27 protein-coding genes are annotated in these 24,411 nt (G+C 75.3%); 11 read left to right on the plus strand and 16 right to left on the minus strand.

Going from position 1 to position 24,411, the window contains the following annotated elements:
• Positions 1 to 47: 47 nt before the first annotated feature.
• From PH190_RS00195 to PH190_RS00220, 6 genes are all read right to left on the minus strand, one after another.
• Positions 48 to 1,055 (minus strand): ABC transporter ATP-binding protein, encoded by a 1,008-nt coding sequence (locus PH190_RS00195; RefSeq protein ID WP_274229487.1) that lies wholly within the window; start codon positions 1,053 to 1,055, stop codon positions 48 to 50.
• Entirely contained in the window at positions 1,052 to 2,086 is a 1,035-nt protein-coding gene (locus tag PH190_RS00200) for an ABC transporter ATP-binding protein (RefSeq protein WP_274229488.1), read from the minus strand. Before PH190_RS00200 ends, PH190_RS00195 begins: the two co-directional genes overlap by 4 nt.
• Positions 2,086 to 3,027, minus strand: a complete 942-nt coding sequence (locus tag PH190_RS00205) for an ABC transporter permease (RefSeq protein WP_274229489.1) — start codon at positions 3,025 to 3,027, stop codon at positions 2,086 to 2,088. The genes PH190_RS00200 and PH190_RS00205 overlap by 1 nt, the downstream gene beginning before the upstream one ends.
• The gene (locus tag PH190_RS00210) at positions 3,020 to 3,946 is read right to left on the minus strand and encodes an ABC transporter permease (RefSeq protein WP_274229490.1); all 927 of its coding nucleotides are present in this window, start codon (positions 3,944 to 3,946) and stop codon (positions 3,020 to 3,022) included. The genes PH190_RS00205 and PH190_RS00210 overlap by 8 nt, the downstream gene beginning before the upstream one ends.
• A 92-nt stretch (positions 3,947 to 4,038) precedes the next feature.
• On the minus strand, positions 4,039 to 5,637 hold the full coding sequence (locus PH190_RS00215) for a peptide ABC transporter substrate-binding protein (RefSeq protein ID WP_274229491.1): 1,599 nt from the start codon (positions 5,635 to 5,637) through the stop codon (positions 4,039 to 4,041).
• Between the two features lie 169 nt (positions 5,638 to 5,806).
• Positions 5,807 to 7,966: an ABC transporter family substrate-binding protein gene (locus tag PH190_RS00220; protein ID WP_274229492.1), complete on the minus strand. Its 2,160-nt coding sequence runs from the start codon at positions 7,964 to 7,966 to the stop codon at positions 5,807 to 5,809.
• Positions 7,967 to 8,118: 152 nt separating this feature from the next.
• On the opposite strand from PH190_RS00220, the gene PH190_RS00225 reads away from it, so the two are divergent.
• Positions 8,119 to 8,358: a hypothetical protein gene (locus tag PH190_RS00225; RefSeq protein WP_274229493.1), complete on the plus strand. Its 240-nt coding sequence runs from the start codon at positions 8,119 to 8,121 to the stop codon at positions 8,356 to 8,358.
• On the opposite strand, the gene PH190_RS00230 is transcribed toward PH190_RS00225, so the two are convergent.
• The gene (locus tag PH190_RS00230) at positions 8,324 to 8,731 is read right to left on the minus strand and encodes an NUDIX domain-containing protein (protein ID WP_274229494.1); all 408 of its coding nucleotides are present in this window, start codon (positions 8,729 to 8,731) and stop codon (positions 8,324 to 8,326) included. The two genes, PH190_RS00225 and PH190_RS00230, sit on opposite strands and share 35 nt — an antisense overlap.
• A 44-nt stretch (positions 8,732 to 8,775) precedes the next feature.
• On the opposite strand from PH190_RS00230, the gene PH190_RS00235 reads away from it, so the two are divergent.
• Both PH190_RS00235 and PH190_RS00240 read left to right on the plus strand, forming a co-directional pair.
• On the plus strand, positions 8,776 to 9,078 hold the full coding sequence (locus PH190_RS00235; RefSeq protein WP_274229495.1) for a 4a-hydroxytetrahydrobiopterin dehydratase: 303 nt from the start codon (positions 8,776 to 8,778) through the stop codon (positions 9,076 to 9,078).
• Positions 9,079 to 9,137: 59 nt separating this feature from the next.
• Complete coding sequence (locus PH190_RS00240; protein ID WP_274229496.1) at positions 9,138 to 10,265, plus strand: MFS transporter; 1,128 nt, start codon at positions 9,138 to 9,140, stop codon at positions 10,263 to 10,265.
• A 57-nt stretch (positions 10,266 to 10,322) separates the two neighbouring features.
• Here the strand turns inward: PH190_RS00240 and PH190_RS00245 are convergent, their stop codons facing one another.
• Positions 10,323 to 10,640 (minus strand): hypothetical protein, encoded by a 318-nt coding sequence (locus tag PH190_RS00245; RefSeq protein WP_274229497.1) that lies wholly within the window; start codon positions 10,638 to 10,640, stop codon positions 10,323 to 10,325.
• Positions 10,641 to 10,919: 279 nt separating this feature from the next.
• On the opposite strand from PH190_RS00245, the gene PH190_RS00250 reads away from it, so the two are divergent.
• Positions 10,920 to 11,447: a hypothetical protein gene (locus tag PH190_RS00250; RefSeq protein ID WP_274229498.1), complete on the plus strand. Its 528-nt coding sequence runs from the start codon at positions 10,920 to 10,922 to the stop codon at positions 11,445 to 11,447.
• A 7-nt stretch (positions 11,448 to 11,454) separates the two neighbouring features.
• Here PH190_RS00250 and PH190_RS00255 read toward each other — a convergent pair whose 3' ends face one another.
• A complete protein-coding gene (locus PH190_RS00255) occupies positions 11,455 to 12,069 on the minus strand; it encodes a hypothetical protein (RefSeq protein ID WP_274229499.1) in 615 nt (204 codons plus the stop codon).
• Between the two features lie 126 nt (positions 12,070 to 12,195).
• Positions 12,196 to 12,903: a GPP34 family phosphoprotein gene (locus PH190_RS00260; RefSeq protein WP_274229500.1), complete on the minus strand. Its 708-nt coding sequence runs from the start codon at positions 12,901 to 12,903 to the stop codon at positions 12,196 to 12,198.
• Positions 12,904 to 13,077: 174 nt separating this feature from the next.
• On the opposite strand from PH190_RS00260, the gene PH190_RS00265 reads away from it, so the two are divergent.
• Positions 13,078 to 14,118: a sigma-70 family RNA polymerase sigma factor gene (locus PH190_RS00265; RefSeq protein WP_274229501.1), complete on the plus strand. Its 1,041-nt coding sequence runs from the start codon at positions 13,078 to 13,080 to the stop codon at positions 14,116 to 14,118.
• On the opposite strand, the gene PH190_RS00270 is transcribed toward PH190_RS00265, so the two are convergent.
• The gene (locus PH190_RS00270; protein ID WP_274229502.1) at positions 14,102 to 14,536 is read right to left on the minus strand and encodes a MarR family winged helix-turn-helix transcriptional regulator; all 435 of its coding nucleotides are present in this window, start codon (positions 14,534 to 14,536) and stop codon (positions 14,102 to 14,104) included. The genes PH190_RS00265 and PH190_RS00270 overlap by 17 nt on opposite strands.
• 56 nt (positions 14,537 to 14,592) lie before the next feature.
• Here PH190_RS00270 and PH190_RS00275 point away from each other — a divergent pair, with 56 nt between their 5' ends.
• Positions 14,593 to 15,729, plus strand: a complete 1,137-nt coding sequence (locus tag PH190_RS00275; RefSeq protein WP_274229503.1) for a cytochrome P450 family protein — start codon at positions 14,593 to 14,595, stop codon at positions 15,727 to 15,729.
• A gap of 3 nt (positions 15,730 to 15,732) precedes the next feature.
• Here the strand turns inward: PH190_RS00275 and PH190_RS00280 are convergent, their stop codons facing one another.
• Positions 15,733 to 16,626 carry an SMP-30/gluconolactonase/LRE family protein gene (locus PH190_RS00280; RefSeq protein WP_274229504.1) on the minus strand — a complete coding sequence of 298 codons (894 nt, stop codon included), beginning with the start codon at positions 16,624 to 16,626 and terminating at the stop codon, positions 15,733 to 15,735.
• 87 nt (positions 16,627 to 16,713) lie between these two features.
• On the opposite strand from PH190_RS00280, the gene PH190_RS00285 reads away from it, so the two are divergent.
• Positions 16,714 to 17,562, plus strand: a complete 849-nt coding sequence (locus PH190_RS00285) for a hypothetical protein (protein WP_274229505.1) — start codon at positions 16,714 to 16,716, stop codon at positions 17,560 to 17,562.
• 98 nt (positions 17,563 to 17,660) lie between these two features.
• On the opposite strand, the gene PH190_RS00290 is transcribed toward PH190_RS00285, so the two are convergent.
• Complete coding sequence (locus tag PH190_RS00290; RefSeq protein WP_274229506.1) at positions 17,661 to 18,545, minus strand: LysR family transcriptional regulator; 885 nt, start codon at positions 18,543 to 18,545, stop codon at positions 17,661 to 17,663.
• A gap of 143 nt (positions 18,546 to 18,688) precedes the next feature.
• Between PH190_RS00290 and PH190_RS00295 the strand changes: the two genes are divergently transcribed.
• Complete coding sequence (locus PH190_RS00295) at positions 18,689 to 19,597, plus strand: SDR family oxidoreductase (protein ID WP_274229507.1); 909 nt, start codon at positions 18,689 to 18,691, stop codon at positions 19,595 to 19,597.
• An 89-nt stretch (positions 19,598 to 19,686) separates the two neighbouring features.
• On the plus strand, positions 19,687 to 20,706 hold the full coding sequence (locus PH190_RS00300) for an LLM class flavin-dependent oxidoreductase (protein ID WP_274229508.1): 1,020 nt from the start codon (positions 19,687 to 19,689) through the stop codon (positions 20,704 to 20,706).
• A gap of 39 nt (positions 20,707 to 20,745) precedes the next feature.
• Here the strand turns inward: PH190_RS00300 and PH190_RS00305 are convergent, their stop codons facing one another.
• From PH190_RS00305 to ychF, 3 genes are read right to left on the minus strand one after another with little or no spacing between them, the layout of a single operon-like run.
• Positions 20,746 to 21,174: a TA system VapC family ribonuclease toxin gene (locus PH190_RS00305; RefSeq protein ID WP_274229509.1), complete on the minus strand. Its 429-nt coding sequence runs from the start codon at positions 21,172 to 21,174 to the stop codon at positions 20,746 to 20,748.
• A complete protein-coding gene (locus tag PH190_RS00310) occupies positions 21,171 to 21,401 on the minus strand; it encodes an antitoxin (protein WP_274229510.1) in 231 nt (76 codons plus the stop codon). The genes PH190_RS00305 and PH190_RS00310 overlap by 4 nt, the downstream gene beginning before the upstream one ends.
• A gap of 40 nt (positions 21,402 to 21,441) precedes the next feature.
• Positions 21,442 to 22,515, minus strand: a complete 1,074-nt coding sequence (gene ychF, locus PH190_RS00315) for a redox-regulated ATPase YchF (protein ID WP_274229511.1) — start codon at positions 22,513 to 22,515, stop codon at positions 21,442 to 21,444.
• A gap of 85 nt (positions 22,516 to 22,600) precedes the next feature.
• Between ychF and PH190_RS00320 the strand changes: the two genes are divergently transcribed.
• Together PH190_RS00320 and PH190_RS00325 are read left to right on the plus strand one after the other, a co-directional pair.
• The gene (locus PH190_RS00320) at positions 22,601 to 23,128 is read left to right on the plus strand and encodes a methylated-DNA--[protein]-cysteine S-methyltransferase (protein ID WP_274229512.1); all 528 of its coding nucleotides are present in this window, start codon (positions 22,601 to 22,603) and stop codon (positions 23,126 to 23,128) included.
• A gap of 16 nt (positions 23,129 to 23,144) precedes the next feature.
• Positions 23,145 to 24,329: a DNA recombination protein RmuC gene (locus PH190_RS00325; protein WP_274229513.1), complete on the plus strand. Its 1,185-nt coding sequence runs from the start codon at positions 23,145 to 23,147 to the stop codon at positions 24,327 to 24,329.
• Positions 24,330 to 24,411 lie beyond the last annotated feature (82 nt).

Here is a 24,411-nt window from a genome sequence, read left to right on the forward strand (position 1 = left end):
ATACGGACACTCGTCGTCAGCGACGGGACTTCGCAGACACGGGCGCGCTACTCCACGCGCACCAGGTGCGGGGGCTCGGCGAAGTGGCAGGCCGCGGGGTGGTCGGTCGACGGGCGCACCTCGAGCGCCGGCGGGTCCTCCGCGCACACCGGCGCCGCCTTGGGGCAGCGCGTGCGGAACCGGCAGCCCGAGGGCGGGTCCGCCGGGCTCGGGACGTCGCCCTCCAGCCGGACCGCCTCGCGCCGCCCGCGCAGCGACGGGTCGGGCACCGGCACCGACGACAGCAGCGCCTGCGTGTACGGGTGCGACGCCCGTGTGTAGATCTCCTCGGCGGTCCCGGTCTCGACGATCGAGCCGAGGTACATCACCGCGACGCGGTCGCAGAGGTGGCGCACGACGCCCAGGTCGTGGGCGATGAACAGGTACGCCAGGCCGAACTCGCGCTGCAGGTCGGAGAGCAGGTTGAGCACCTGCGCCTGGATCGACACGTCGAGCGCGGACACCGGCTCGTCGCACACGATGACCTTGGGCCGCAGCGCCAGCGCCCGCGCGATCCCGATGCGCTGGCGCTGGCCGCCGGAGAACTGGTGCGGGTAGCGGCGGATGTGCTCCGGGTTGAGCCCGACGACCTCGAGCAGCTCCTGCACCCGCCGCTGCCGGTCGCTCTTCGGGGCCACCTCGGGGTGGATGTCGAAGGGCTCGCCGACGATGTCGCCGACCGTCTTGCGCGGGTTCAGCGACGTGTAGGGGTCCTGCAGGACGATCTGCATGTCCCGGCGCCAGGCGGTCAGCGCCGCGCCGCGCTTGGCGAACAGGTCCTCGCCCTCGAACGTCGCGGTCCCGCTCGTCGGCGGGGTGAGGCGCATGAGCACCTGGGCCAGCGTCGACTTGCCGCAGCCCGACTCCCCGACCACCCCGAGCGTCTCGCCGGGGTACAGGTCCAGCGACACCCCGTCGACGGCGCGGACCTGGCCGACGGTCCGGCGGAACACCACGCCGCGGGTCACGGGGAAGTGCTTGACGAGGTCGCGCACGGCCAGGACGGGCTCGCTCACCGGCTGATCACCTCCTGTGTCGCCGGGCGGTCGGGTCCCTCGGCGGCGAAGCGCTCGGCGAAGTGGCAGGCGGCCCGGTGGCCGGCACCGATCTCCCGCAGCGGCGGCACCTCGTCGGTGCACACGTCCACCGCGTACGCGCAGCGCGGGTGGAACGGGCAGCCGTTCGGGATCGCCGACAGGCTCGGCGGCAGGCCCGGGATGGGGCGCAGCGGGGCCCCGGCCCCACGACCCAGGTCGTCGACGCGCGGCACCGAGTCCATGAGCCCGCGGGTGTACGGGTGCGCGGGGTGCGCGTAGAGCGACGCGGCGTCGGTCTGCTCGACGATCCGCCCGGCGTACATCACCGCGATCCGGTCGGCGACCTCGGCGACCACCCCGAGGTCGTGGGTGATGAGGATCAGGCCCATCCCCCGCTCCCGGCGCAGCTCGTCGAGCAGCTCCATGATCTGCGCCTGCACGGTGACGTCGAGCGCCGTGGTCGGCTCGTCGGCGATCAGCAGCTCCGGGTCGAGCGCCAGCGACATCGCGATCATCGCGCGCTGGCGCATGCCGCCGGAGAACTGGTGCGGGTACTCCTTGACCCGCTGGGCCGCGCTCGGGATCCGCACGAGGTCGAGCATCTCGACGGCCCGCGCCATCGCGTCCCGGCGCGACATCCCGCGGCGGAACCGGAACTGCTCGGCGATCTGGAAGCCCACCGTGTAGACGGGGTTCAGTGCCGAGAGCGCGTCCTGGAAGATCATCGCCATCGACTCGCCGCGCAGCAGCCGGCGGCGCTCGGGGGCCGCGCCGAGCAGTTCCTCGCCGCGGAAGCGCACCGCACCGCCGGTGATCCGGCCGGGCGGGGTGTCGAGGATGCCCATCACCGTCTGCGCGGTGACGCTCTTGCCGGAGCCGGACTCGCCGAGCACGGCGAGGGTCTCGCCCTCGTCGACGTGGTAGCTCACGCCGTTGAGCACCGACGCGGTCTCGGGGCCGGTGCCGAACTCCACGCGGAGGTCGTCGACCTCGAGCAACGGAGCAGCCATCAGCGTCCCCTCGGGTCGAAGGCGTCGCGCACGGCGTCGCCGAGCATGACGAAGGCGAGCACCGCGACGACGAGGAAGGCGGCCGGGAAGAACAGCGCCTGGGGGATGTCGGCGACGCGCTCCTGCGCCTCGGAGATCATCACACCCCAGGACACCACGGGGTCGCGCAGGCCGATCCCCAGGAACGACAGCGTCGCCTCGGCGCCGATGAACACCCCGAACTGGATGGTGGCGAACACCAGCACCGGGGCCAGGGTGTTCGGCAGGATGTGCCGGCCCACGATGCGCCACGGCCCGGCCCCGAGGGCGCGGGCGGCCTTGACGTAGTCCTGCTGGGTCGCCTCCAGCGCCGCCGCCCGCATGATGCGCATGGCCAGCGGCCAGGACAGGACGACGATCGTCAGCACGACCTGGGTGATGATGCGGACCTCGCCGACGATCTGCCCGGGCTTGTTGAACGTCGTGAGGATGACGATGCCGCCGAGGATGAACGGCAGGCCCGCGAACACCTCGGCGAACCGCGAGATCAGGCTGTCGCCCCAGCCGCCGACGTAGCCCGCGGCGAGCCCGGCCAGCGACCCGAGGACGACCGTGCCCAGGCTCGCGAGCAGCCCCACGGTCAGCGTGGGGGCGGCGCCGTGGATGGCGCGCGCGTAGATGTCGTGGCCCTGGAGGTCCCGGCCGAAGATCGCGTCCGGGGACGGGTCCGCCCCGGAGAGGGCGAGGTCGGCGGCCTGCGGGTCCACCGAGGTGAACAGCGACGGGAACAGCGCCATCAGGAGCAGGACCCCGATGAGCGCCGAGGCGATCCAGAACAGGGGGCGGCGGCGCAGCTGGGCCCACCCGTCGGCCCACAGCCCGCCCGTGTGCTCGGTGCCCGCGCCGGTCCCCTCGGGCGCGGCGGCCCCCGCGGGGCGGACGCCCGGTGCGGTCTCAGTCATAGCGGATCCTCGGGTCGAGCACGGCGTAGAGCAGGTCGACGAGCAGGTTCGCCAGCAGGAAGACGATGACGAGCAGGGCGACGATGCCGACGACGGTGGCGATGTCCTGCTGCTGGATCCCGCGGAACACCAGGCCGCCGATGCCCCGGATGTTGAACACGCCCTCGGTGACGATGGCCCCGCCCATCAGCGCGCCGATGTCGTAGCCGAGGAAGGTCACCACCGGGATCAGGGAGTTGCGCAGCATGTGCACCCCGACCACCCGACGTCGCGGGAGACCTTTCGCGATCGCGGTGCGGACGAAGTCGGCGCGCTTGTTCTCCACGAGGCTCGTGCGCATCAGCCGCGCCACGTAGGCCATCGACAGGCTCCCCAGCACGAACCCGGGGACGAGGAGCTGCCCGAGCGTCGGGTCCGCGGGGACCGAGGTCCGGATCCACCCCAGCTCCACCCCGAGCACCTGGCGCAGGACCAGGCCGGTGACGAACACGGGCAGCGCGATGAGGACCAGGGTCGAGACCAGCACGAGGTTGTCGACGAAGCCGCGCCCCCGCAGCCCGGTGAGCACCCCGGCGGTGATGCCGATGAGGGCCTCGATCACCACGGCCACCAGGGCGAGCTGGATCGTCACCGGATAGGCGGTGGCGATGAGGGTCGACACCTCGGTACCGGAGAAGGTCTGGCCGAAGTCCCCGGTCAGCAGGGCACCCAGGTACTTGAGGTACTGCACGATCAACGGGTCGTCGAGGTTGTAGCGCTCGGTCATCTGGGCGACGTAGGAGGCGGAGCACTCCCGCTGCCCGCACTTGCCCGCGAACGGGTCGTCGGACAGGCCCCAGACCAGGAAGTAGACGATGAACGTCGTCCCGAGGAAGACCGGGACGAGCTGCAGCAGGCGCCGCAGGGTGTAGCGGCCCACGGGCGTCCTCCTTCAGGGCCCGACCCGGACCCCGCGACCGTACGTCGGTGACGGTCGCAGGGCTCGGTGGTGGTGGTCGGCTCCGGAGGGGATCAGCCCTGCGGGTTGAGCCGGTAGGTCGCGGTGTCCTGCCGGTTCAGCGGGTTGTGCTCGGCCTCGGCCACCCGCGCGGAATTGCCGTAGATCACCGGGCGGCTCCACAGCGGGATGTTGGGCATGTCGTTGAGCACGAGCCGCTCGGCCGCCGCGTAGCCCTGGTCGGCGGACGCGATGTCCGGGGCCTGGTCGGCCTGGCTCAGCGCGGCGTCCACGGCGGGGTTCGAGTAGCCGTAGTCGTTCGTCGACGCGTCGGTGCGGTAGAGCTGGGTCAGGAACGTCTCGATGCTCGGGTAGTCGCCCTGCCAGCCGTTGCGGAACAGGCCGGTGAACCCGCGGTCGTTGGCCAGCCGCCGCTGCTCGGAGAACGACGGCACCGGGGTGTAGCGGGCGTCGATGCCGAGGGTCTGGCGGATGCTGTTGGCCACGGCCTGCATGTACGGGTCGTGCCCGCCGTCGGAGTTGGCGGTCAGCGTCAGCGGGCCCTGGAAGCCCCCGGCCTGGGCGAGCAGCTGCTGCGCCCGCTGCGGGTTGAAGGTGCAGAACTCGCCGCACTGGTTCGGCACGAAGCCCTCGGCGGCCGACGTCGCGTAGCCCGTGGCCGGCCGGTACACGCCGCCGAAGATCTGGTTGACGATCGCCTGCCGGTCGATGGCCATCGAGATGGCCTTGCGCAGGTCGGGGTTCGCGAAGCGCGGGTCGTAGAGCGGGAAGCCGAGCGAGTCGGTGACCAGGCCCTCCTTCTGGTGGGCCCCGCCGCCGAGGTCGGTGCGCCAGCGGTCGCCGGCCAGCGCGGCGCTGGGCATCGCGCGGATGTGGTCGAGGTTGCCGGAGACGACGTCGTCGTAGGCGGTCTGGATCTCGGAGTAGACGCGGAACTCCAGGCGCTGGGCCTGCGGCCGCACCGAGCCCGCGTACTGGTCGTTGCGCACCAGCGTCAGGCTCTGGTTCGGCGTGCGGGACTCGAAGCGGAACTCGCCGTTGCCCACCGGGGCGGCCTCGTAGCCGGCGCGGTCGGTGAAGAACTTCTGCGGCAGCGGGTAGTACGCGGAGTACCCGAGCGTCAGCGGGAAGATCGTGAACGGCGCCGTGAGCGCCACCGTGAACGTCTGCGGGTCGACGACGCGCAGGCCGCGCATGGTCGGCGCGGTCGGGGCCTCGGTGGAGACCTCGTCGTACCCGTCGATCTTCTCCATGAACGACTGCGCCTCGGCCGCGTTGGGGCCGTAGGCGGTCCAGTTCCAGGAGTCGACGAAGCTCTGCGCCGTCACCGGGGTGCCGTCGTGGAACGTCCAGCCCGGCTCGATCCGGATGGTGAAGTTCCGGTTGTCGGTCGTGGTGATCGACTCCGCGACCTCGTTGCTCGGGTCGGCGGTGTTCACGTCGTACTTCACCAGCCCGGCGAACAGCGCGTCGATGACGTCGCCGCCGTTCTGCTCGGTGGTGTTGCCCGGGATCAACGGGTTCTCGGGCTCGCCCCACTCGATGCCGATCGTCTGGGCGGCCTGGTCGTCGCCGCCCCCTCCCCCGCCGCACGCGGTGGCGAGCAGCGCCACGGCCAGCGCGGCGGCCACGGCGGTGACCAGGCGGCGCATCGACAACGTTCCTCCTCGGGGGTCCAGGGGGACCGGTCGCTCGCGCGGTGCGATCGCGTCGTCACCGGGCGTCACTCGGTCGCGGGTGACCTTAGCGTTCACCAAGGAGCCCGCAAGATTTCTCGGGAACGTTCACGTGAACCGTCCCGGACGCGGTCGCGCGGTGGGGTCAGTTGATGCCGTCGTCCCCGCGCTGGGTCGCGGGCGGCGGGGTCCAGCGGTCGGCGCCGGCGAACGGGCTCTCGGTCAGCGGCGGGAGGACGACGTCGGCCCGGTCGGTGGGTCCGACCAGCACCGACGCGGCCTGGAAGAGCGGGATCGTCGGCAGCGACGACCACAGCGACGGCTCGGCGAGCGCCAGGGCCGTGTCCGGGGAGACGGCGCCGGACGAGGCCGCGTCGAGCAGCGACTGCAGCGCCGGGTCGCAGAACCCCGACGGCGTCAGGGCCTCGGAGGCCTGGGGCTCGGCGAGCTCTTCGGTGAGCTCGTCGACCTCGCCGGCGTCGGGGGTCGTCGCCGCCGTGGAGGGACCCGCGGCGTCGGTGGACGTCGGCGCGGCGCCGGTCGCCGACGCGGGCGGCGCGGCGCTGGTCGGCGGGGACGTGCTGGTCGGCGCGGCGGCGGTGCTCGGCGGGGCGGCGGTCGCGCCGGGGGCCGCCGGCGTGGTCGGCGTCAGGTCGGCGGCGAGCGCGACGCCGGGATCGGTGCCGGTGCGCCCGGACGTCGCCGGGGCCCGACCGCCGGGGCAGCCGACGACCGAGGCGAGGTCGGCGATCGGGTCGCCGCCGATCGGCAGGGCCTGCACGGCGACGTCGGCGACGGCGAGGTCGGACGGCGAGTTCGGGGTCGGCGGCACCGTCGTGGTCGTCGACGTGGTGCTGCCGGGCCTCGGAGTGCTGCTCGTGGTGCCGTTCGTGGTGCCGCCGCCCGGGGTCGGGGTCGGGGTGGTCGCGAGCAACGCCCCGGCCGGCGGGCCGGTGGTGGTCGTGGACGCCGGGCCGCGGCCGGGCGAGAAGCCGGCGGTGCCGCCGTCGGCCACGACCACCGAGGCGATCCCGGCCGCGCGCAGCTGGGTGCCCAGCGTCGCGATCAGCCGCCCGTACGGCGCGACCTGCGGCGGGGCGGCGAGGCGCAGGATCAGCGGCTGCCCGCCGCGCTCCCACGTGCCGTCCGCGCCGCGGGTGTAGCCGGCCTCGGTGAGCAGCCGCGCGGTCTCCTCGAGGTCCTGGCGGGCCGCGGGCGAGTCGGCCGGCAGGGTGGCGCGGTAGTCGGGCTCCGACGGCGCGCGGCCGAAGGCGTCGGCGGGCAGCGTGGCCGCGGGCCCGCCGTCGGTGCCCACGGAGCGCAGCGCGGAGCGGTCGGTCGCGGCGGCCACCGCGCGCCGGACCCGCAGGTCGGCGAGCGGCCCGTCGTCGCTGCGCAGCACGAGCTGCACCAGGGCGGGCTCGGGCAGCGTGCGCACGGTCAGGCCCGCGCCCGCGGTCCGCAGCGCGGCGAGGTCGTCGGCGCCGGCGCGGAACTGGGTGGCCTGCACGTCGCCGGAGCGGACCCGGTCGATCAGCGACGACGCCTCGGCGGCCTGGAAGACGACCTCGTCGGGGACCGCCGGCGTGCCCCAGAAGCGGTCGTTGCGGGCGAGGGTGACCTGCCCGCGGATGCGGTCGACGACGCGGACCACGAACGGCCCGGCCGAGACCGGGATGCTGTCGGTGAGCGCGCCGCCCCACGACCCGGGCGCGTCCTTGAGCAGGTGCGCGGGCAGCAGGTGGTCGAAGAGCGTCGGCCAGGCCGGGTAGGGCCGGTCGAAGACGACGTCGACGGCCTTGCCGCCCGCGCGGGAGCGCACGTCGCTGATCGCGCGGTAGCCGGCCGCGCCCACCACGCCGGGCTGGCTGCGCATCTGCTGCCACAGGTAGACGAAGTCCTCGGCCGCGACCGGCGCGTTGTCCGACCAGCTCGCCGCCGGCGCGATCTCGTAGGAGACGGTGAACGGCTCGGTCTCCGTGACGCGCGCCGAGGTCACGACCGCGGTGTCCAGGCGCGGCTCCCCGTCGGGGCCGGGGCGGAACGCCGACGGGAGCACGAGCGCCGCCATCGCGCGCGAGAGCGGGGTGTCGTCGGCGACGCGGTGGGGGTTGAAGCCGACCCCGAGGTCGTCGACGCCGATGCGCAGCTCGCTGGGGTCGGGCTCGAGCTGCGGGGTCGGGGCGGGCGCGGGCGTCGGCACCTGGCCGACGACGGGCGGGGGCGCGCCGGTGCACCCCGCCAGGACCGCGAGGGCGACCAGGAGGGCCGGGAGGACTCCGACGGCACGTCGGGGACCGCTCACGCCGGCGCCGGCCCTTCTGCCTCGGGGGTGCTGCTCCTGGTCGACCCGGTCGGCGACACCGGCCGTACCGGGATCCTCATCGTGACACGGTCGCCCGGGGCGGGGTCCGAGGGGTCTGGTCCGGGCGGCGGAGCGGAGGTTAGCCTCACCTCATGGGGAAGGGCGGGAAGGTCGGCAAGGAGCCGAAGCCCCCGAAGGTGCCGCTCCACCTCGCCCACCTCGCGCACGCCGCGCCGCTCACCGGGGCCAAGAAGATCAAGAAGAAGTGCTGCCGGTCGTCGCCGCGCTGCAAGGGCTGCCCGGTGCTGCTGCTCCAGGCCGCGCGCCTGTCCGAGGCCGGCCTCTCCGGCAAGGACCTCAAGAAGGCGCTGAAGAAGGCCCGGGCGGCCTGAGGAGGTCCGCGAGCGCCGGGAGGACGGCGCGGTCGGAGTCCAGCCAGTCGACGTCGTCGAGCTCGTCGGGACCCAGCCACCGCAGCGCGTCGTGCTCGAGCGCCGTCGGCTCCCCCGCGCTCGCGCACACCCGGATGCGCAGCACCCGCTCCCCCGGCAGCGGCACCTCGGGGCCGAGCCGGTCGCCGACGACGACGGCGAGGGCCAGCTCCTCGTGCAGCTCGCGCGCGAGCGCCGTGGCCTCGTCCTCGCCCGGCTCGACCGCGCCCCCGGGCAGCTCCCAGCGCCCGGCCGCGGCGGCGGGGCGGGTGCGCCGGGCCGCGAGCACCCGCCCGTCCCGGACGAGCGCGGCCCCGACGACGATCCGCTCCACGGTCACGAGTGTGCGGGGCACGGCGCGCGTGCCAGGATCCGGGCATGGCTGAGCTCCTGGGAGAGGACGCGATCGCGCAGGCCCTCGACGGCCTGCCCGGCTGGCAGCGCGAGGACGAGGCGACGATCGTGCGCTTCGCGAAGCTGCCGAGCTTCCGCGAGGCGATCGCGACCGTCGGCGAGGTCGCCGACCTCGCCGAGGAGGCCGACCACCACCCGGACATGGACATCCGCTTCAACAGCCTCAAGTTCAAGCTGTCGACGCACTCCGAGGGCGGGCTCACCGCCAAGGACACCGACCTCGCCGCGCAGATCTCCTCGGTGCTCGACCGCCGCGGCGCCTCCTGAGCACCTCCCCCGGCGACTCGCTGTGGTCGCCGCCGTTCGTCGCGGTCCTCGCCGCCACCGTGCTCGCCTTCGGCGGGTACGCGCTGCTCCTGCCCGTGGTGCCGGTGCACGCGGCCGCGGGCGGGGCGAGCCCGGCGGCCGCGGGCGCGACGACGGGCGTGTTCATGGCGGCCACGGTCGCCACGCAGCTGACGGTGCCCGCCGTGCTGCGCCGGGTCGGTCCGCGCGCGGCGATGATCACCGGCATGCTCGCGATGGGCGTCCCGGCGGTGCTGCTCGCGGTGACGGCGGCGCTGCCGGTCCTGCTCGCGGTGGCAGTGGTGCGCGGGGTCGGGTTCGGTCTCGTCACGGTGATCGGGGCCGCGCTCACCGCCGACCTCGCGCCGGAGGGTCGCCGCGGGCGGGCCATCGGGCTCTACGGCGTCGCGGTCGGCCTCCCGCAGCTCGTGCTGCTCAGCGGCGGCGTGTGGGCCTACGAGGCGCTCGACGCGGCCGTGGTGCTGCTCGTGGGCGCCGCGCTGCCCGTCGTCGCGGCGCTGCTGTGCGGCCGCCTGCCGACCACCCGCGCGGCACCCCGCCGTCGCGCCGGCGGCCTGCCGGCGTCGATCGTCGTGGCGCCGTGGTCGGCGATGGTCGTGTCGGCGGCGGCCGCGGGCGGCGTCATCACCGTGCTGCCGCTGTGGACGCCGGGCACGGGATCGCCGACCGGGCTCGCCGGCGGCACCGCCACCGCCGCCGTCGCGCTCGCCGTCCTCACCGCGGGCCAGCTCGCCGGCCGCGGCCTCGCGGGCGAGCTCGCCGACCGGCCGGGCCGGCGGGTGCGGACGCCCGTCGTCACCGTCGTCGGCCTGCTGCTCGTCGCGGCCGGCGCCGGGGTGGTCGCCGCGGGCGGGACCAGCGCGGGCGCCGCGGTGCTCGCCGGCGCGGTGCTCGTGGGATTCGGGTTCGGGGCGGTGCAGAGCGACACCCTCATCGCCCTGTTCGCCCGCGCCGGCCCGGACCGCTCCGGCGCCGCGAGCACCTGGTGGAACACCGCCTACGACGCCGGCACGGGCCTCGGCGCGGCCGCCCTCGCCGCGGTGCTCGGGGCCGCCGGCGGCCCGGCGTCGTTCGTCGTCGCCGCCGCGGCCTGCCTGCTCGCCGTCCCGGTCGCGGTGGCGGGCGGCCGGGGTGGGCGCGGCTCCTGAGCGAGGGACACCTCCGCTCGCCCAGGAAGCGGGCGTGCGCGGGACGTTCCCCACCGATCACCGGAAGCTGTCGACCATCGGCGCGAACGCGCTGTCCATGTCCCAGAGGGGCTCGAAGGTGATGTTCACGACGTGGCCGTAGGTCTGCAGGTGGAACGCCTGGTAGCGGCCGAAGGCCTCGGGGTCGTCCGCCTCGACCAGGCAGTACCCACCCCAGGAGGTGCCGTAGGTGCCCCGGTGGGTGATGCCCTTCTCGACGTCACCCCAGTTCCCGTTCCGGGCGAGTGCCTTGAACCCCTCGGTCCACGCCTCGTCGATCGTCGCCTTGGGGCAGCCGTCACGGTAGGCGAACCGACACATGTAGACCTGTCCCATCTGACCCTCCTCAGCCGACGCGTGCCACCTTCAGTGTGACTTGGATCACTCGGTTCGGGAAGGTCTGCGGTCGACCTCGCGGGGGCGACGCATCGCCCGACCGGCCGTCGCCGATCACGCGCACGAGGTGGCGCGACCTCCCCTCGGGTGATCCCCGTGCGCGTTCGGGGGAGAGCACGTCGTCGCCGGTCACGAGCCCGATCCCGCCCGCGATGTCCGGCTGCCCGGGACGCGGGAGATCACCGGGGCGGGTGTGGCGGAGCGTGCTCGGAGGCCGGCGTGGTGAAGAAGGTGCTGCTCGCGGCGCTGCTCGGCGCCGTCGTCATGCTCGGGTCCGCGCAGGTCGGCTACCTGACGCCGGGCACGCTCTCCGACGCGACGACCACCGGCCGCCCGGACGCCGCGAGCCCCGACGCCGCGCCCGCCCCGACCCCCTCCGGCGCGGTCACGCCGGCGGCCCCGCCGGTCGCCCCGCCGCCCGCGGCGGCGCTCCCGGGCACCCCGCCGCCCGGCCTGGCCGGCACCCCGAGCACCGCGAACGCCGCCGTCGCCGACCCGCGCCCGGCGCGCACCACGGGCCGCCCGGCGTCCGGGGGCACCCGCGAGCGCACGCCGGCGCGCGGGACCGACGCCGGCGCGCGGGAGGAGGACCGCGACGATCCGCCGGCGCGCGCGGGTGGGTCCTCGGGCGGGTCGTCGGAGCGCCCCGCGAGCAGGCCGGACAGCGGCTCGTCCGGCGGCGTGCGCGCCACCGCCTGCCTCGAGCGCCTGCTCGACGGGACGTGCGTCCGGGTGGGTCTGGGCTGACCCGGCCTCAGCCCGCGGGCACCACCACGCGCACGACCGTGTCCTCGGCGCGCGCCCGGCGCTCCGCGTCGCGCACCGCGGCGATCGTGTCGTCGAGGAGCCCGACCAGCACGCGGTCGCGGGCCTCGGCGTCGAGGTCGGCCACGCGGGCGGCGACGAGCAGGTGTGCGCAGGCGTGGTTGACCGGCCCGACGTGCAGCAGAGTCGCGAGCCGCCCGCCGTCGCCGTTCTCGCCGCGTCCCCGGCGACGGGGCGCGGCGGCGGCGCGACGCTCGAGGCGGCGCTGCAGGCGGGGGAAGAAGCGGTTGCCCGGGTCGATCGCGAGGCCCGCGCGGGCGATCGTCGCGAGGACGATCGGGCGGACCTCGACGCCGGCCTCGCGGCCGAGACCGATCAGGGTGACCGCGCGGGTGGCCAGCTGCTGGCGCGTCGCCGACGACACGGCGTCGTTGACCTGCCAGGCCACCGCCGCGAGGGCGGGGTGGGTGCAGCGGGGCCGGTCGGTGAAGCGTTCACCGGCGAGCACGGAGACGTACTCCATGAGACAGCTGCCGGCTTCCGCGTCGCGGTGCGCGCCGGCCTCGAGGACGGGCAGGCCCTCCGGAGGGCGGGTCGACGTCATGGGAAGCTCCCTTCCCCGGCCCCGGGCCCTCGCGCCCGGTTCGGAGGCCCTACCGTAATCCGTTTTCGCCGCTTCGGCAGGGGGTCCGGACGAGCGAATCGCCGGGCTGCAGCCGCCCGGGGGCGATCAGTGGTCCGAACCGATGACCGTGGTCGCGGTGAGCGCGGCCAGCACCGACGCCACGGTCGGCGACACGAGCCGGCGGATGTCCTGCGCGACCCCGAGCGTCACGTGCCGGCCGTCGGCGATGGCCCGCGCGCGGCGGGACGCGCGGGTGAGGTCGGCCGGGCTGAGGTCGCGCACGCGGCGCCCGTGGTGCAGGAGGACGACGAGCATCGCGACCGCCTCGTCGGGGTCCTCCCCGTCCAGGACGGCCCGCACCGCGGATCGGTCGTGGTGCAGTGCCTCGACCTCGTGCACGCGCAGCGCCGACCCGAACACCGGCATCGCGAGGTACCCGAACACCCGTCGCGGCTCGCGCCCGGCCAGGCCCCGCTCGACGAGGCGGTCCATCGTGCGGCGGATCATCTGCGCCCCGCGCGCGCCCGTCACCGCGTGCTGGAGGTCGGCCTTCGCGCCGCCGTGGGCGAGCAGGCCGTCGACGACCCACGCCAGCAGCGGGTCGTGCACCTCGACCGGCCCGCGCCGGTACGCCGTCCCCGCGTCGAGCAGGGACGCGTCGAGCAGCAGCTCCACCATCGCGGCCGCGACGAGCAGGCCCGCGGGCTCGGTCAACGTCGAGACGGGCCGGCCGTGGTCGTCGCCGAGGACCCACGCCACCCGCTCGGGCAGCGTCAGGTCCGCGGTCCGGGACGACCACCGATCGGAGCGCACGGAGACAGACTAGGCAGGATCGTCCCCCACCCGAGCGAGCAGTCCCCGGACGGCGGCACACGGCGTCGAACGGTGCGTCCGCCCGGGTCACACCGGTCGTCCGTGCGGCCGGAGGGCCGGTGGCGGGGCGTGAGGGGCTCGGCGGTGTCGGACCCGCGCGGCACACTCGTGGCCATGAGCACGACGCCGGTCGGGCACGCCCCGGATCCCGATCTCGAGCGCGCGCGGGCGGGCGACGACGCGGCGTTCGAGCGGCTCGTCGCGCCGCTGCGCCGCGAGCTGCACGCCCACTGCTACCGCATGCTCGGGTCGGTCCACGACGCCGACGACGCCCTGCAGGACGCCCTGGTGCGCGCCTGGCGGGCGATCGAGCGCTTCGAGGGCCGTCCGGACCGTCCGGGCGCGCTGCGGGCGTGGCTCCACACCGTCGCCACCAACGCGAGCCTCGACGTCGTCGCGCGACGCGGCCGCCGCGCGCTGCCGATGGATCTCGGGCCGTCGAGCGAGCAGCCCGGGGACGACCCGCCGCTCACCGAGGTGGCCTGGCTCGGGCCGTATCCGGACCTCCCGGACGCGACGGTCGAGGAGCGGGAGACGGTCGAGCTCGCGTTCGTCGCCGCGTTGCAGCACCTGCCCGGCAACCAGCGCGCGGCGCTGCTGCTGATGGAGGTCCTCGGCTTCTCCGCCGCCGAGGTCGCGTCGATGATGGCGACGACGACGGCGTCGGTGAACAGCGCGGTCCAGCGCGCCCGGGCCACGCTCGCCGCCAAGGTCGACGGGCCGAGCCAGCAGCGCACGCTGCGCACCCTGTCCGACGCGCAGCTCGCCGCGACCGTCGCGCGCTACACCGCCGCGCTCGAGGCCGGCGACGCCGAGACGCTGGTCGCCCTGCTCACCGCCGACGTCACGTGGGCCATGCCGCCGAACGCGGAGTGGTACCGGGGCACCGCGGCGGTCACCGCGTTCCTCGAGGCCGCGCCGCTGCGCACGCCGTGGCGCCACGTCCCCGCGCGCGCCAACGGTCAGCTCGCCGTCGGCTGCTACACGTGGGAGCCCGACGCCGCGCGCTGGCGGGGCATGGTGCTCGACGTGCTCACGCTCGCCCCGGACGGGCGGATCGCCGAGGTCACGGCGTTCATCGGCCCCGAGAACCTGGCGCTGGTCGGCCTGCCGGCGACGCTGCCGGCCGACACGCCGGTCACAGCTCCCGGATGATCTCCTCGGTGCGCTCCTCCGCCCGCGCGAGGAACGCGCCCATGTGGTCGAGCTCGGCGGGGTCCGCGTCCGCGAGCTCGGCGGCCAGGCGGGCGTTGAGCGGCTCGTAGAGCGCGCCGATCCGGGCGAGCGACGCCGGGTCGGGCTCGACGAGCACCCGACGCCGGTCGGCGGGGTCGGGCACCCGGTGCACGTGGCCCGCGGCGTGCAGGCGCTCGACCAGCCGCGATGCCGACCCCGTCGTGAGGTTCAGCCGCGCCGCGAGCGTCCCGGGCGTCGCCGGCCCGTGCCGGGCGAGCTCGTAGAGGCACTGCAGCTCGGTGACGCCGACGCCCAGGTGCGCCGCGACCATGCCGTTGAACTGCACCAGCCGCACGCTCCACGCCCCCAGCGCCGCCACGACCTCCTCGGGACGCACGGAACCTCCTCGCCATTTCGCTGCACTGTGCAGCTGATGTGTGTCACACTCGCTGTGTGACGCAGACATCTTCTCACGGGACCTGCCCGTTCGACCCCGGGGTCCGCCGGTGGGGCGCGCCGTACCCCGGGCGGGAGGCGCTGCGCGCGGCCGGCCCGGTGGTCGTCACCGAGGCCCCGGCGGGCGGACCGGTCGCCGTCGTCACCACCGCCGCACTCGCCCGGGCGGTCCTCGGCGACCCGCGCCTGGTCAAGGACACCGCCCTCGCGCCACCCACCTGGGACCCGCGCTCCGCCGGCCTCGAGCCCACCGCCGCGGACGCCCTGTCGCTGACCACCGCCGAGGGCGCGACCCACGCCGCCCTGCGCCGCGCCCACGCCCCCATGCTCTCCCCGCGCCGCATCCGCGCCCGGGCCGGCGCGATGCGCGACGCCGCCCGCGAGCTGCTCGGCGGGCTCGGCCGCCTCGGCGACACCGTCGACCTCACCGCCGACTTCACCACCCGCTACCCCCTCGTCGTCGTCGGCGACCTGCTCGGCGTGCCGCGCGGGATGCTCGACGACGCCGTCGAGGCCTGCCGGCGGATGTGGGGCGACGAGGCCGACGGGGCGGCGGCGATGGTGGGGTTCGCCCGCCTCGGCGCGGCCGCGATGGCGCACGACGGCCTGGCCCGCGAGCTGCGGGCACGCCTGCCCGCGGGCGTCACCGACGACCAGGTGCACTACCTGCTCTTCGCGCTGATCTTCGCCGGCCAGCTGACGACCGACGCTGCCCTCGGGTTCCTGCTGGCGCGGGTCCTCGTCGACGGTCCGCCGGAGGACACCGCCGCGCTGGTCGACGACGTCCTGCGCCGCGACCCACCCGCGCCGTTCACGCTGTGGCGGTTCGCCGCCGAGGACGTCGAGATCGCCGGCACCCCGCTGGCCGCGGGCACGCCCGTGCTCGTCGACCTCGCCGGCGTCGCCGACGACCCGGGCCCGAGCCTGGCGTTCGGCGCCGGCCCGCACGTGTGCGCGGGCGCCCACCTCGCGCGCGTCGAGCTCGCTGCGGCCGTCGACGTCCTCGTCACCGACTTCCCGGACGCCCGGCTCGCGGTCCCCGCCGACGAGCTGCGCCGTGTCGACCCGGGCGGTGTGGTGGGCAGCCGCCTCGCCGCCCTGCCCGTCACGGGCCTGCGGGCGCGGGACGGTTAGCCGTCAGGGCCGCCCGCCGTGGGGCACGTCGACCCGGGTGGCGAGCAGGACCGCCTCGCGCACCGGGCGCCGCTCGTGCTCGGCGAACGACGGGGCCGCGCAGGCGTAGAGCGTGCGCCCGTCGTCGCCGCCGAGCATGCAGGCGTAGACGCCGAGCCCGCCGGTGGGCCGCTCCTCGAGCACCTCGCCGCCCTCGGCGACGCGCAGGACCCGCTGGTGCAGGGCGTCGGCTACCCAGATCGCGCCCTCGGCGTCGCCGCCCATCCCGTCCGGGGCGACCGCGAGCCCGCCGAGCGCCTCGCCGACGTCCTCGGTGGCCGGTGGCGGGCCGAAGCGCGCCCAGTCCCGGCGCCGGGCCAGGCCGCCGTCGGCGGCGACGTCGAAGGCGGTCAGCCGCGCCCCGAACGTCTCGGCGACGACGAGCACCCGGTCGAACAGCACCATGCCGTTGGGGAAGAGCAGGTCGTCGGCGATGGTCGTCGGGGTGCCGTCGGGGTCGACGTAGGTCAGCGTCGTGCGGGCGAGCGGCGCGCCGGACATGAGGTCGAAGCCGAAGTTGCCGACGTACGCGCCGCCCCGGTCGTCGACGATCATGTCGTTGAGCACCGGCTCGACCAGGCCCGACAGGTCGGCGTGCTCGACCAGCGACCCGTCCTCCTCGCGGCGCAGGATGCGCCGGTCGCGCATGGAGACGATCAGCGCGCGGCCGTCGGGCAGGAAGCCCAGCCCGGACGGCTGCCCGGGCACCTGCGCCATCACCTCGTGGCCGCCGTCCGGGTCGATCGCCACGACCTTCTCGGTGTAGAAGTCCGAGACCCAGAGCCGGCCCTCGTGCCACCGCGGCCCCTCGAGGAACGACCAGCCGTCGGACACCACGTCGAAGTCCTGCTGTCCCACGGCTCCTCCTCGAGACCGGTGATCGTCCGTGCACGATCGAGCGTGTGGCACGGGCCGTCAAGGGCAGGTCGGCGGCAGGATGGCTCCGTGTCGACGGCGGTGGACCTCGCCCGGGCGAGGGTGGCGCGGGTCCGCGACGACCCGGAGGCGCGGCTCGCGCTCATGCATCGGCTCTACCGCGGGGACGACAGCACCTTCCTGCCCTACCGGCGCGGCGCGGTCGCCTTCACGCGGTGGCAGGTGCGCCGGGGCCTCCTCCGGCCGCCCGACGACCAGCGGCCGGGCAGCCCGTGGTGGCGAGCGGTCAACGAACGGCTGCTGCGTGACGGGTGGGAGGCGCGGGCGCTCGCCGACGGGCACGACCCGGCCGGCGGCACGGCGAGCGCGCTGCCCACCCTCGACTTCATCCGGCACCCGACAGCGCCCCGGTGGTACCGCGCGCACAACGCCAGCATCGTGACGGCCTTCCTGGAGCACCGCCACCTCGCCGAGCAGGAGAGCCGCACCGAGCGCTTCTTCATCGACCTCGTGCTCCTGCGGGTGCTGTACGCGCACGCGCTGGTGTCCGCGCCGCGGCTCGCGCTCGGCCGCCTCGCCCCGATCGCCCCGGTCCTCGGTGATCCCCGGGTGCGGATGACCGGTCTCTTCCTCGCGATCTCGCGGGTCCTCCCGGACACCTACCCCCTCGGCGACGACGTCGAGAGCTACGTCGCCGTCGAGAACCGGTGGGGCCGCCTGCTCGACGTCGGCGTGATCCAGCCCCGCCGGCGCGCGATCTACGACTGGTCAGCGTCCGAGCTCGGCGAGCCCGCGCTGCGCGACCTCCTCGCCGACGACGTGCCCTGCTACGCGTGGCCGCCGGACGACCGGGGGCCCTGGTTCCCGCCCCCGACCGTCCTCACGCGGCTGGCGCGCCGGGTGGTGCCGCCGCGGTGAGTCGTCAACCCCCGGGAGCTGCGAAGGCCCGCGACCCCGGCAACGTCCAGCTCGAGCTCTTCTTCATGGACCAGGGCTGATCGGGGCGGGCTCGGGCGTCAGGCCTCGGATCGGTCGGGCAGGGTCGCGGCGGCGCAGCGCACGAAGTCGGCGACGAGCGGGTGGCGCTCCCCGGCGCGGGTGGCGACGACGACGCGCACGGGGTCGACGCCGTCGAGGGGCACCGCCACGAGGTCGGGGCGCAGCCGCATGCCCGGGGTGCCGACGGCGATCGCCAGCGCCTCGCCGGCGGCCACCGTCTCGAACTTGTCCTCGAGGTCGGCGATGAGCGGGCCGTCGGGCGCGGGCCGCCCGCCGCGGTGCGCCTCGAGCAGCCAGAACGCGGTCCACGCGGGGTCGGCGCCGCGCACGCGGGGCAGCGGCTCGTCGGCGATGTCGTCGACGCCCACCGACTCCTTGCCCGCGAGCCGGTGGTCGCGCGGGACGACGACCACCCGGGGCTCGGCGTAGAGCTCGGTGACGTCGAGGCCGTCGGTGGCGAACGGCAGGCGCGAGACGACCGCGTCGACCTCGCGGTCGCGCAGGGCAGCCGCGGCGACGGTCATGTCGACGTGCCGGGCGAGCACCTCGGCGTCGGGGTGGCGCCGCCGCAGCGCGCGCACGGCCGGGGTGACGATCAGCCCGCTGATGTAGCCGACGGTGATCCGGCGGCTCGCGCCGGCGGCGCGGGCGTCGGCGCTCGCGCGCGCCGCGGCGGCGAGCAGCTCCCGCGCGCGGGGCAGGAACGCCTCGCCCGCGGCGGTGAGCCGGGTGCCGCGCGGCGTGCGGTCGAGCAGGCGCACCCCGAGGTCGTGCTCGAGGCGCCGGATCTGCCGGCTCAGCGACGGCTGGGCGATGCGCAGTTCCTCGGCGGCGCGCCCGAAGTGCTGGTGCGCGGCGACCACGGTGAAGTACCGCACCACGCGCAGCTCGAGGTCGCCCACGGGCTCAACCTACGCGGTGAGCTGTGGTGATGCCTGCGAGGCATCGGGGCGTGCGGGACGGGTCTTGGATCCCGCGGGGCCCGCGGGCCGACGGTGGTCGTGCCGGGCCGCACGGTCCGGTGGTTCCTCCTCGGGAGTGCGTGATGAAGGTTTTCGTGACGGGTGCGACGGGCTTCGTCGGGAGCGCCGTCGTCGACGAGCTGGTCGCCGCGGGCCACGAGGTGGTCGGCCTGGCACGGTCGGACGCCGGCGCCGCCGCGGTGACGGCGGCAGGCGCGCAGGTGCGCCGGGGCGACCTCGCCGACCTCGACGGGCTGCGCGAGGCCGCCGCGGCGGCGGACGCGGTGGTGCACACCGCGTTCGTGCACGACTTCGCGGCGTTCGCGGCGTCCGCCGAGACCGACCGGCGCGCCATCGAGGCGCTCGGCGGAGCGCTGGTCGGCTCCGACCGGCCGCTGGTGGTCAGCGCGGGCACCGCCGGCCTCGCGGTCGGCCGGCTCGCCACCGAGGACGACGTCCCGGGCGAGGGGTCGCCGCGGGTGTCCGAGCAGACGGCGCTGGCGTTCGCCGACCGGGGCGTGCGCGCGATCGCGCTGCGCCTGCCGCCGTCGGTGCACGGCGAGGGCGACCACGGGTTCGTCCCGCACACCATCGACATCGCCCGCGCGGCCGGGGTGTCGGGCCACCCGGGCGACGGGTCGCAGCGCTGGCCCTCGGTGCACCGCCGCGACGCCGCGCGGGCCTACCGCCTCGCGATCGAGTCCGCGCCGGCCGGTACGCGCCTGCACGCCGTCCACGACGAGGGCGTGCCGGTCCGCGCGATCGCCGAGGTCATCGGCCGCCACCTCGACGTCCCCGTCGCGGCGATCCCCGCCGAGCGGGTCGAGGAGCACTTCGGCTGGATCGGGATGTTCCTCGGGCTCGACATGGCCGCGACCGGCGCGCGGACGCGCGAGCTCCTGGGCTGGACACCGACCGAGGTCGGGCTCCTCGCCGACCTCGAGGCCGGCCACTACTTCCGCGAGACCGCCACGAGCGCGATGCGGGGCTGATCACCCGGCTCGCACGGTCGTCCCTGCTGACCGTGCGGGCCAGGGTGATCCACGGGAATGGCCGGCGACCACCGGCCGTTCGTTGAAACGTGAAGCGCATCGGGTTCCTGTCCTTCGGGCACTGGTCGCCGTCCCCGCAGTCGCAGGTGCGGTCGGGGGCCGACGCCCTGCTGCAGTCGATCGAGCTGGCCGTGGCCGCCGAGGAGCTCGGGGCCGACGGCGCCTACTTCCGCGTGCACCACTTCGCACGCCAGCTCGCCGCGCCGTTCCCGCTGCTCGCCGCGGCCGCCGCGAGGACGAGCCGGATCGAGCTCGGCACCGGCGTGATCGACATGCGCTACGAGAACCCGCTGTACATGGCCGAGGACGCGGGCGCCGCCGACCTCATCTCGGGCGGGCGCCTGCAGCTCGGCATCAGCCGCGGCTCGCCCGAGCAGGTCATCGACGGCTACCGCTACTTCGGCTACGTCCCGCCCGAGGGCCAGACCGACGCCGAGATGGCGCGCAACCACACCGCGCTCCTCCTCGACGTGCTCCGGGGCGAGGGGTTCGCGCAGCCCAACCCGCGCCCGATGTTCGCCAACCCGCCCGGCCTGCTGCGCCTCGAGCCGCACGCGCCGGGCCTGCGCGACCGCATCTGGTGGGGTGCGGGCAGCCGCGCGACCGCCGAGTGGGCCGGCGAGCAGGGCATGAACCTCATGAGCTCGACGCTGCTCACCGAGGACACCGGCGTGCCGTTCCACCGCCTGCAGGCCGAGCAGATCCAGCGGTTCCGCGACGCCTGGGCCGCCGCGGGCCACGACCGCGAGCCCCGCGTCTCGGTGAGCCGCAGCATCTTCCCGATCGTCAGCGACCTCGACCGCCAGCTCTTCTGGCGCGAGCGCCACTCGACCGACCAGGTCGGTCACCTCGACGGCGGCGACGCCCGCTTCGGCAAGACCTACGCCGGCGAGCCCGACAAGCTCGTCGCCGAGCTGGCCGAGGACGAGGCCATCGCGGCGGCCGACACGCTGCTGCTCACGGTGCCCAACCAGCTCGGGGTGGACTACAACGCGCACGTCGTCGAGAGCGTGCTGACCCACCTCGCGCCGGAGCTCGGCTGGCGCTGACCCGGAGCACGACGACGAGTTCCGTCGCACCGACCATCGTCACCCGCGCGGTGACGGGATGTCGTCGACGGGGGGCACCAGCGTCGTCAGCTCGGGCAGCTCCTGCGCCAGACCCTCGTCGAGGGTGGCCAGCCTCGCGTCGCGACCTCCGCTCGCCGCCAGGCCGGCGAGATAGGCATCCGTCACCTGGCGGTGTCCGCGCACGCGGTCGAGGGGCGCGTCCGCGTAGGACAGCGCATCCGCCCAGAACTCACATCCCGGGAGGGCGTGCAGGGCCCGCAACACGGCCGTCGCCACCGACGGCATCTCGCCGGCCCGGATCAGGAACCTGACGAGCGCCCCCTCGACGACGGGGCAGACCGCGAATCGCTCGATCCCGGCGGCCCACCGCGAGGCCCGGTCGTGGTGCTCGTGCTCCGCCACCGTGAGCGCGATCAGGACGTTCGCGTCGAGGAGGTAGGTGGTCACTCCTCGTCCTGGGTGACCGCCACGTCTTCGGCGGTGACTCGGCGACCGATACTGACCACCGGGAATCCCGACCTCTCGTCGACGCCGATCGCGGCCGGCTCACCGAGCTGGATCAGGCCGCGGGCGGCGAGCTCCGCGACCACCGCCGAGAGCGAGACGCCCCGACGCTCGGCGATCTCCTTCGCCTGCCGATGTACGGCGGGCGGCAGGTCGACGGTGGTCCGCATGCTCGCATCGTAGCTGCATCAGTCGCGATGCACGGGCGCCTCACACGTTGAAGCGGAACTCCACGACGTCGCCGTCCTGCATCACGTAGTCCTTGCCCTCCATGCGGACCTTGCCCGCGGTCTTCGCCGCGTTCATCGACCCGGCGGCCACGAGGTCGTCGTACGAGACGATCTCGGCCTTGATGAAGCCCTTCTGGAAGTCGGTGTGGATCACCCCGGCCGCCTCGGGCGCCGTGGCGCCGATCCGGATCGTCCAGGCCCGCGACTCCTTGGGCCCGGCCGTCAGGTAGGTCTGCAGGCCGAGGGTGCGGAACCCGGCGCGGGCCAGCGCGTCGAGACCCGGCTCGGGCTGGCCGATCGACTCGAGCAGCTCCTGCGCCGACTCGGCGTCGAGCTCGAGCAGCTCCGCCTCGACCTTCGCGTCGAGGAACACCGCCTCGGCCGGGGCGACCAGCTCGGCGAGCTCCTTGCGCCGCGCGTCGTCGGTCAGCACCGACTCGTCGGCGTTGAAGACGTAGAGGAACGGCTTCACCGTCATGAGGTTCAGCTCGCGCAGCCGCGGCGAGTCGAGGCCCGCCGAGAACAGCGTACGGCCCTCGTTCAGCACCGACTGCGCGTGCTGGATCTCGTCGACGGCGGCCTTGGTCTCCTTCTTGACCCGGGCCTCCTTCTCGAGGCGCGGGAGGGCCTTGTCGATCGTCTGCAGGTCGGCGAGGACGAGCTCGGTGGCGATCGTCTCGATGTCCGCGGCCGGGTCCACCCGCCCGTCGACGTGGACGACGTCGTCGTCGGCGAAGACGCGCACGACCTGGCAGATCGCGTCGGCCTCGCGGATGTTGGCGAGGAACTTGTTGCCCAGCCCGGCGCCCTCGCTGGCGCCCGCGACGATGCCGGCGATGTCGACGAACGACACCGTCGCCGGCACGACCTTCTCCGAGTGGAACATCGCCGCGAGCCGGTCGAGGCGCGGGTCGCGCAGGGGCACCACCCCGACGTTCGGCTCGATCGTGGCGAACGGGTAGTTCGCGGCGAGGACGTCGTTGCGGGTCAGGGCGTTGAACATCGTCGACTTGCCCACGTTGGGCAGGCCGACGATGCCGAGGGTCAAGCTCACGGGATCCCAGTCTGCCAGCGAGGGATCCGGACGGGCGCCGGCGGCGTCCAACCAGGGTGACGACACTTCTCACCCGGAGGCTCCCTTGTCCGCCATCGCCACGATCCCCACCCTGCTCGGCCCCTTCACGACGCTCGTCGACGACGAGGGCACCGTCCTCGCCTCGGGCTGGACCCACGACGTCGACGGCCTGCTCGCCCTCGTCCACGCCGAGCTGCGGCCCACCGACCCGACCCGGCGCGCCGAGCTCGGCGCCGTCACCGCCGCGGTCACGGCGTTCCACGCGGGCGACCCCGCGCCGGCGGCGTCGGTCCCCGTGCGCCAGATCAGCGGGCCGGCGACCACTGCGATCTGGACGGCGCTGCGGGCGGTGCCGGCGGGGGCGCCGACGACGTACGGCGAGCTCGCCGCGGCCGCCGGGCACCCGAACGGCCACCGCCTCGCGGCCCGCGCCTGCGTGCACAACGCCGCCACCCTCTTCGTGCCGTGCCACCGCGTCGTGCGCCGCGGCGGGGCGCTGGGCGGCTACCGCTGGGGCCTCGAGCTCAAGGACCGGCTGCTCGCGATGGAGAAGTCGTGGCTCCCGGAGGAGCCGGCGCTGTCGGGGGTGTGATCCATCCTTGCCGACCATGACCGTGGAGGGTGTGCTCGCCGGCCTCCTGCTGGGCCTCGTCCTGGGCGCGGCGATCGGCGCGTGGGTCGCGCTGCGCCTGGCCCGGGCGTGGCGGGACGCGGCGGTGTCGGACGCGGTGCGGCGGGCCGGCGCCGAGGTGGCGGCGGCGCGGGCCGAGCTCGACGCGGAACGGCGGGGCGCCGGCGAGCGCGAGCGGGCGATGGTGCCCGCGGTCCGCGCGGCGTCGTCGGACGCGCTGGACCGCGTGCTCGAGCCGGTGGCCGCCACGCTGCAGCGCATGGAGCGCCAGCTCGCCGGCGCGGAGCGCGAGCGGGAGGTCGCGTTCGCCTCGCTGCGCGAGCAGGTCGGGGCAGTGGCCACCAGCGCGCAGGGCGTCGCCGGCGAGACGCGGGCGCTGGCCGGGGCCCTGCGCGCCCCGCACGTGCGCGGGCGCTGGGGCGAGCTGCAGCTCGAGCGGGTCGTCGACCTCGCGGGCATGGTCGAGCACTGCGACTTCACCCGGCAGGCGCACGCGGCGGGCAGCGACGACGACGGCGCCCAGCGCCCCGACCTCGTCGTGCACCTCGCGGGCGGCAAGCAGGTGGTCGTCGACGCCAAGGTCCCGTTCGCGGCGTACGTCGAGTCGACCGAGGCCCGCGACGACGCCGCCCGCCGCGAGCGGGTGGCGGCGCACGCCAAGCAGGTCCGCGCGCACGTCGACGCGCTCGGCGCCAAGGCCTACTGGCGGCGCTTCGACCCGTCGCCGGAGTTCGTGGTGATGTTCGTGCCGGGCGAGGTGTTCCTCTCCGCGGCGCTCGAGGCCGACCCGGCGCTGCTCGAGCACGCGTTCGGCGCCGACGTCGTCATCGCGACGCCCACCACGCTCATGGCCCTGCTGCGCACCGTCGGCTACGCCTGGCGGCAGGAGGCGCTGGCGCACAACGCGGCGCAGGTGCACGCGCTGGGCCGCGAGCTGCACGGCCGGCTGGCGACGCTCTCGGGACACCTGACCCGCCTCGGCCGGTCCCTCGACGGCAGCGTGCGGTCGTTCAACGAGACGGTGAGCTCGCTGGAGTCGCGCGTGCTCGTCAGCGCCCGTCGGTTCGCGGACCTGTCGGTGACCAGCGCGGAGCTCGAGGGCCCGGATCAGGTCGAACGCCGCCCGCGGGCGCCCGCCGACGACGCCGGCACGACCGCGTAGGGCGTTCGGGTGGTCCACGTCACGGAGATCGCGGGGCGACGTGGCGGCCGGACGGAACGGCACACCCCGACCGCTAGCGTTG

This window comes from Actinomycetospora straminea (assembly GCF_028737255.1).
GTDB lineage: Bacteria > Actinomycetota > Actinomycetes > Mycobacteriales > Pseudonocardiaceae > Actinomycetospora > Actinomycetospora straminea.

Coding starts and splice junctions, on each gene's coding strand:
- PH190_RS00200 (WP_274229488.1), bottom strand. CDS start 2,086: ATGGCTGCTCCGTTGCTCGAGGTCGACGACCTCCGCGTGGAGTTCGGC.
- PH190_RS00205 (WP_274229489.1), bottom strand. CDS start 3,027: ATGACTGAGACCGCACCGGGCGTCCGCCCCGCGGGGGCCGCCGCGCCC.
- PH190_RS00215 (WP_274229491.1), bottom strand. CDS start 5,637: ATGCGCCGCCTGGTCACCGCCGTGGCCGCCGCGCTGGCCGTGGCGCTG.
- PH190_RS00225 (WP_274229493.1), top strand. CDS start 8,119: ATGGGGAAGGGCGGGAAGGTCGGCAAGGAGCCGAAGCCCCCGAAGGTG.
- PH190_RS00235 (WP_274229495.1), top strand. CDS start 8,776: ATGGCTGAGCTCCTGGGAGAGGACGCGATCGCGCAGGCCCTCGACGGC.
- PH190_RS00245 (WP_274229497.1), bottom strand. CDS start 10,640: ATGGGACAGGTCTACATGTGTCGGTTCGCCTACCGTGACGGCTGCCCC.
- PH190_RS00255 (WP_274229499.1), bottom strand. CDS start 12,069: ATGACGTCGACCCGCCCTCCGGAGGGCCTGCCCGTCCTCGAGGCCGGC.
- PH190_RS00265 (WP_274229501.1), top strand. CDS start 13,078: ATGAGCACGACGCCGGTCGGGCACGCCCCGGATCCCGATCTCGAGCGC.
- PH190_RS00295 (WP_274229507.1), top strand. CDS start 18,689: ATGAAGGTTTTCGTGACGGGTGCGACGGGCTTCGTCGGGAGCGCCGTC.
- PH190_RS00310 (WP_274229510.1), bottom strand. CDS start 21,401: ATGCGGACCACCGTCGACCTGCCGCCCGCCGTACATCGGCAGGCGAAG.
- PH190_RS00325 (WP_274229513.1), top strand. CDS start 23,145: ATGACCGTGGAGGGTGTGCTCGCCGGCCTCCTGCTGGGCCTCGTCCTG.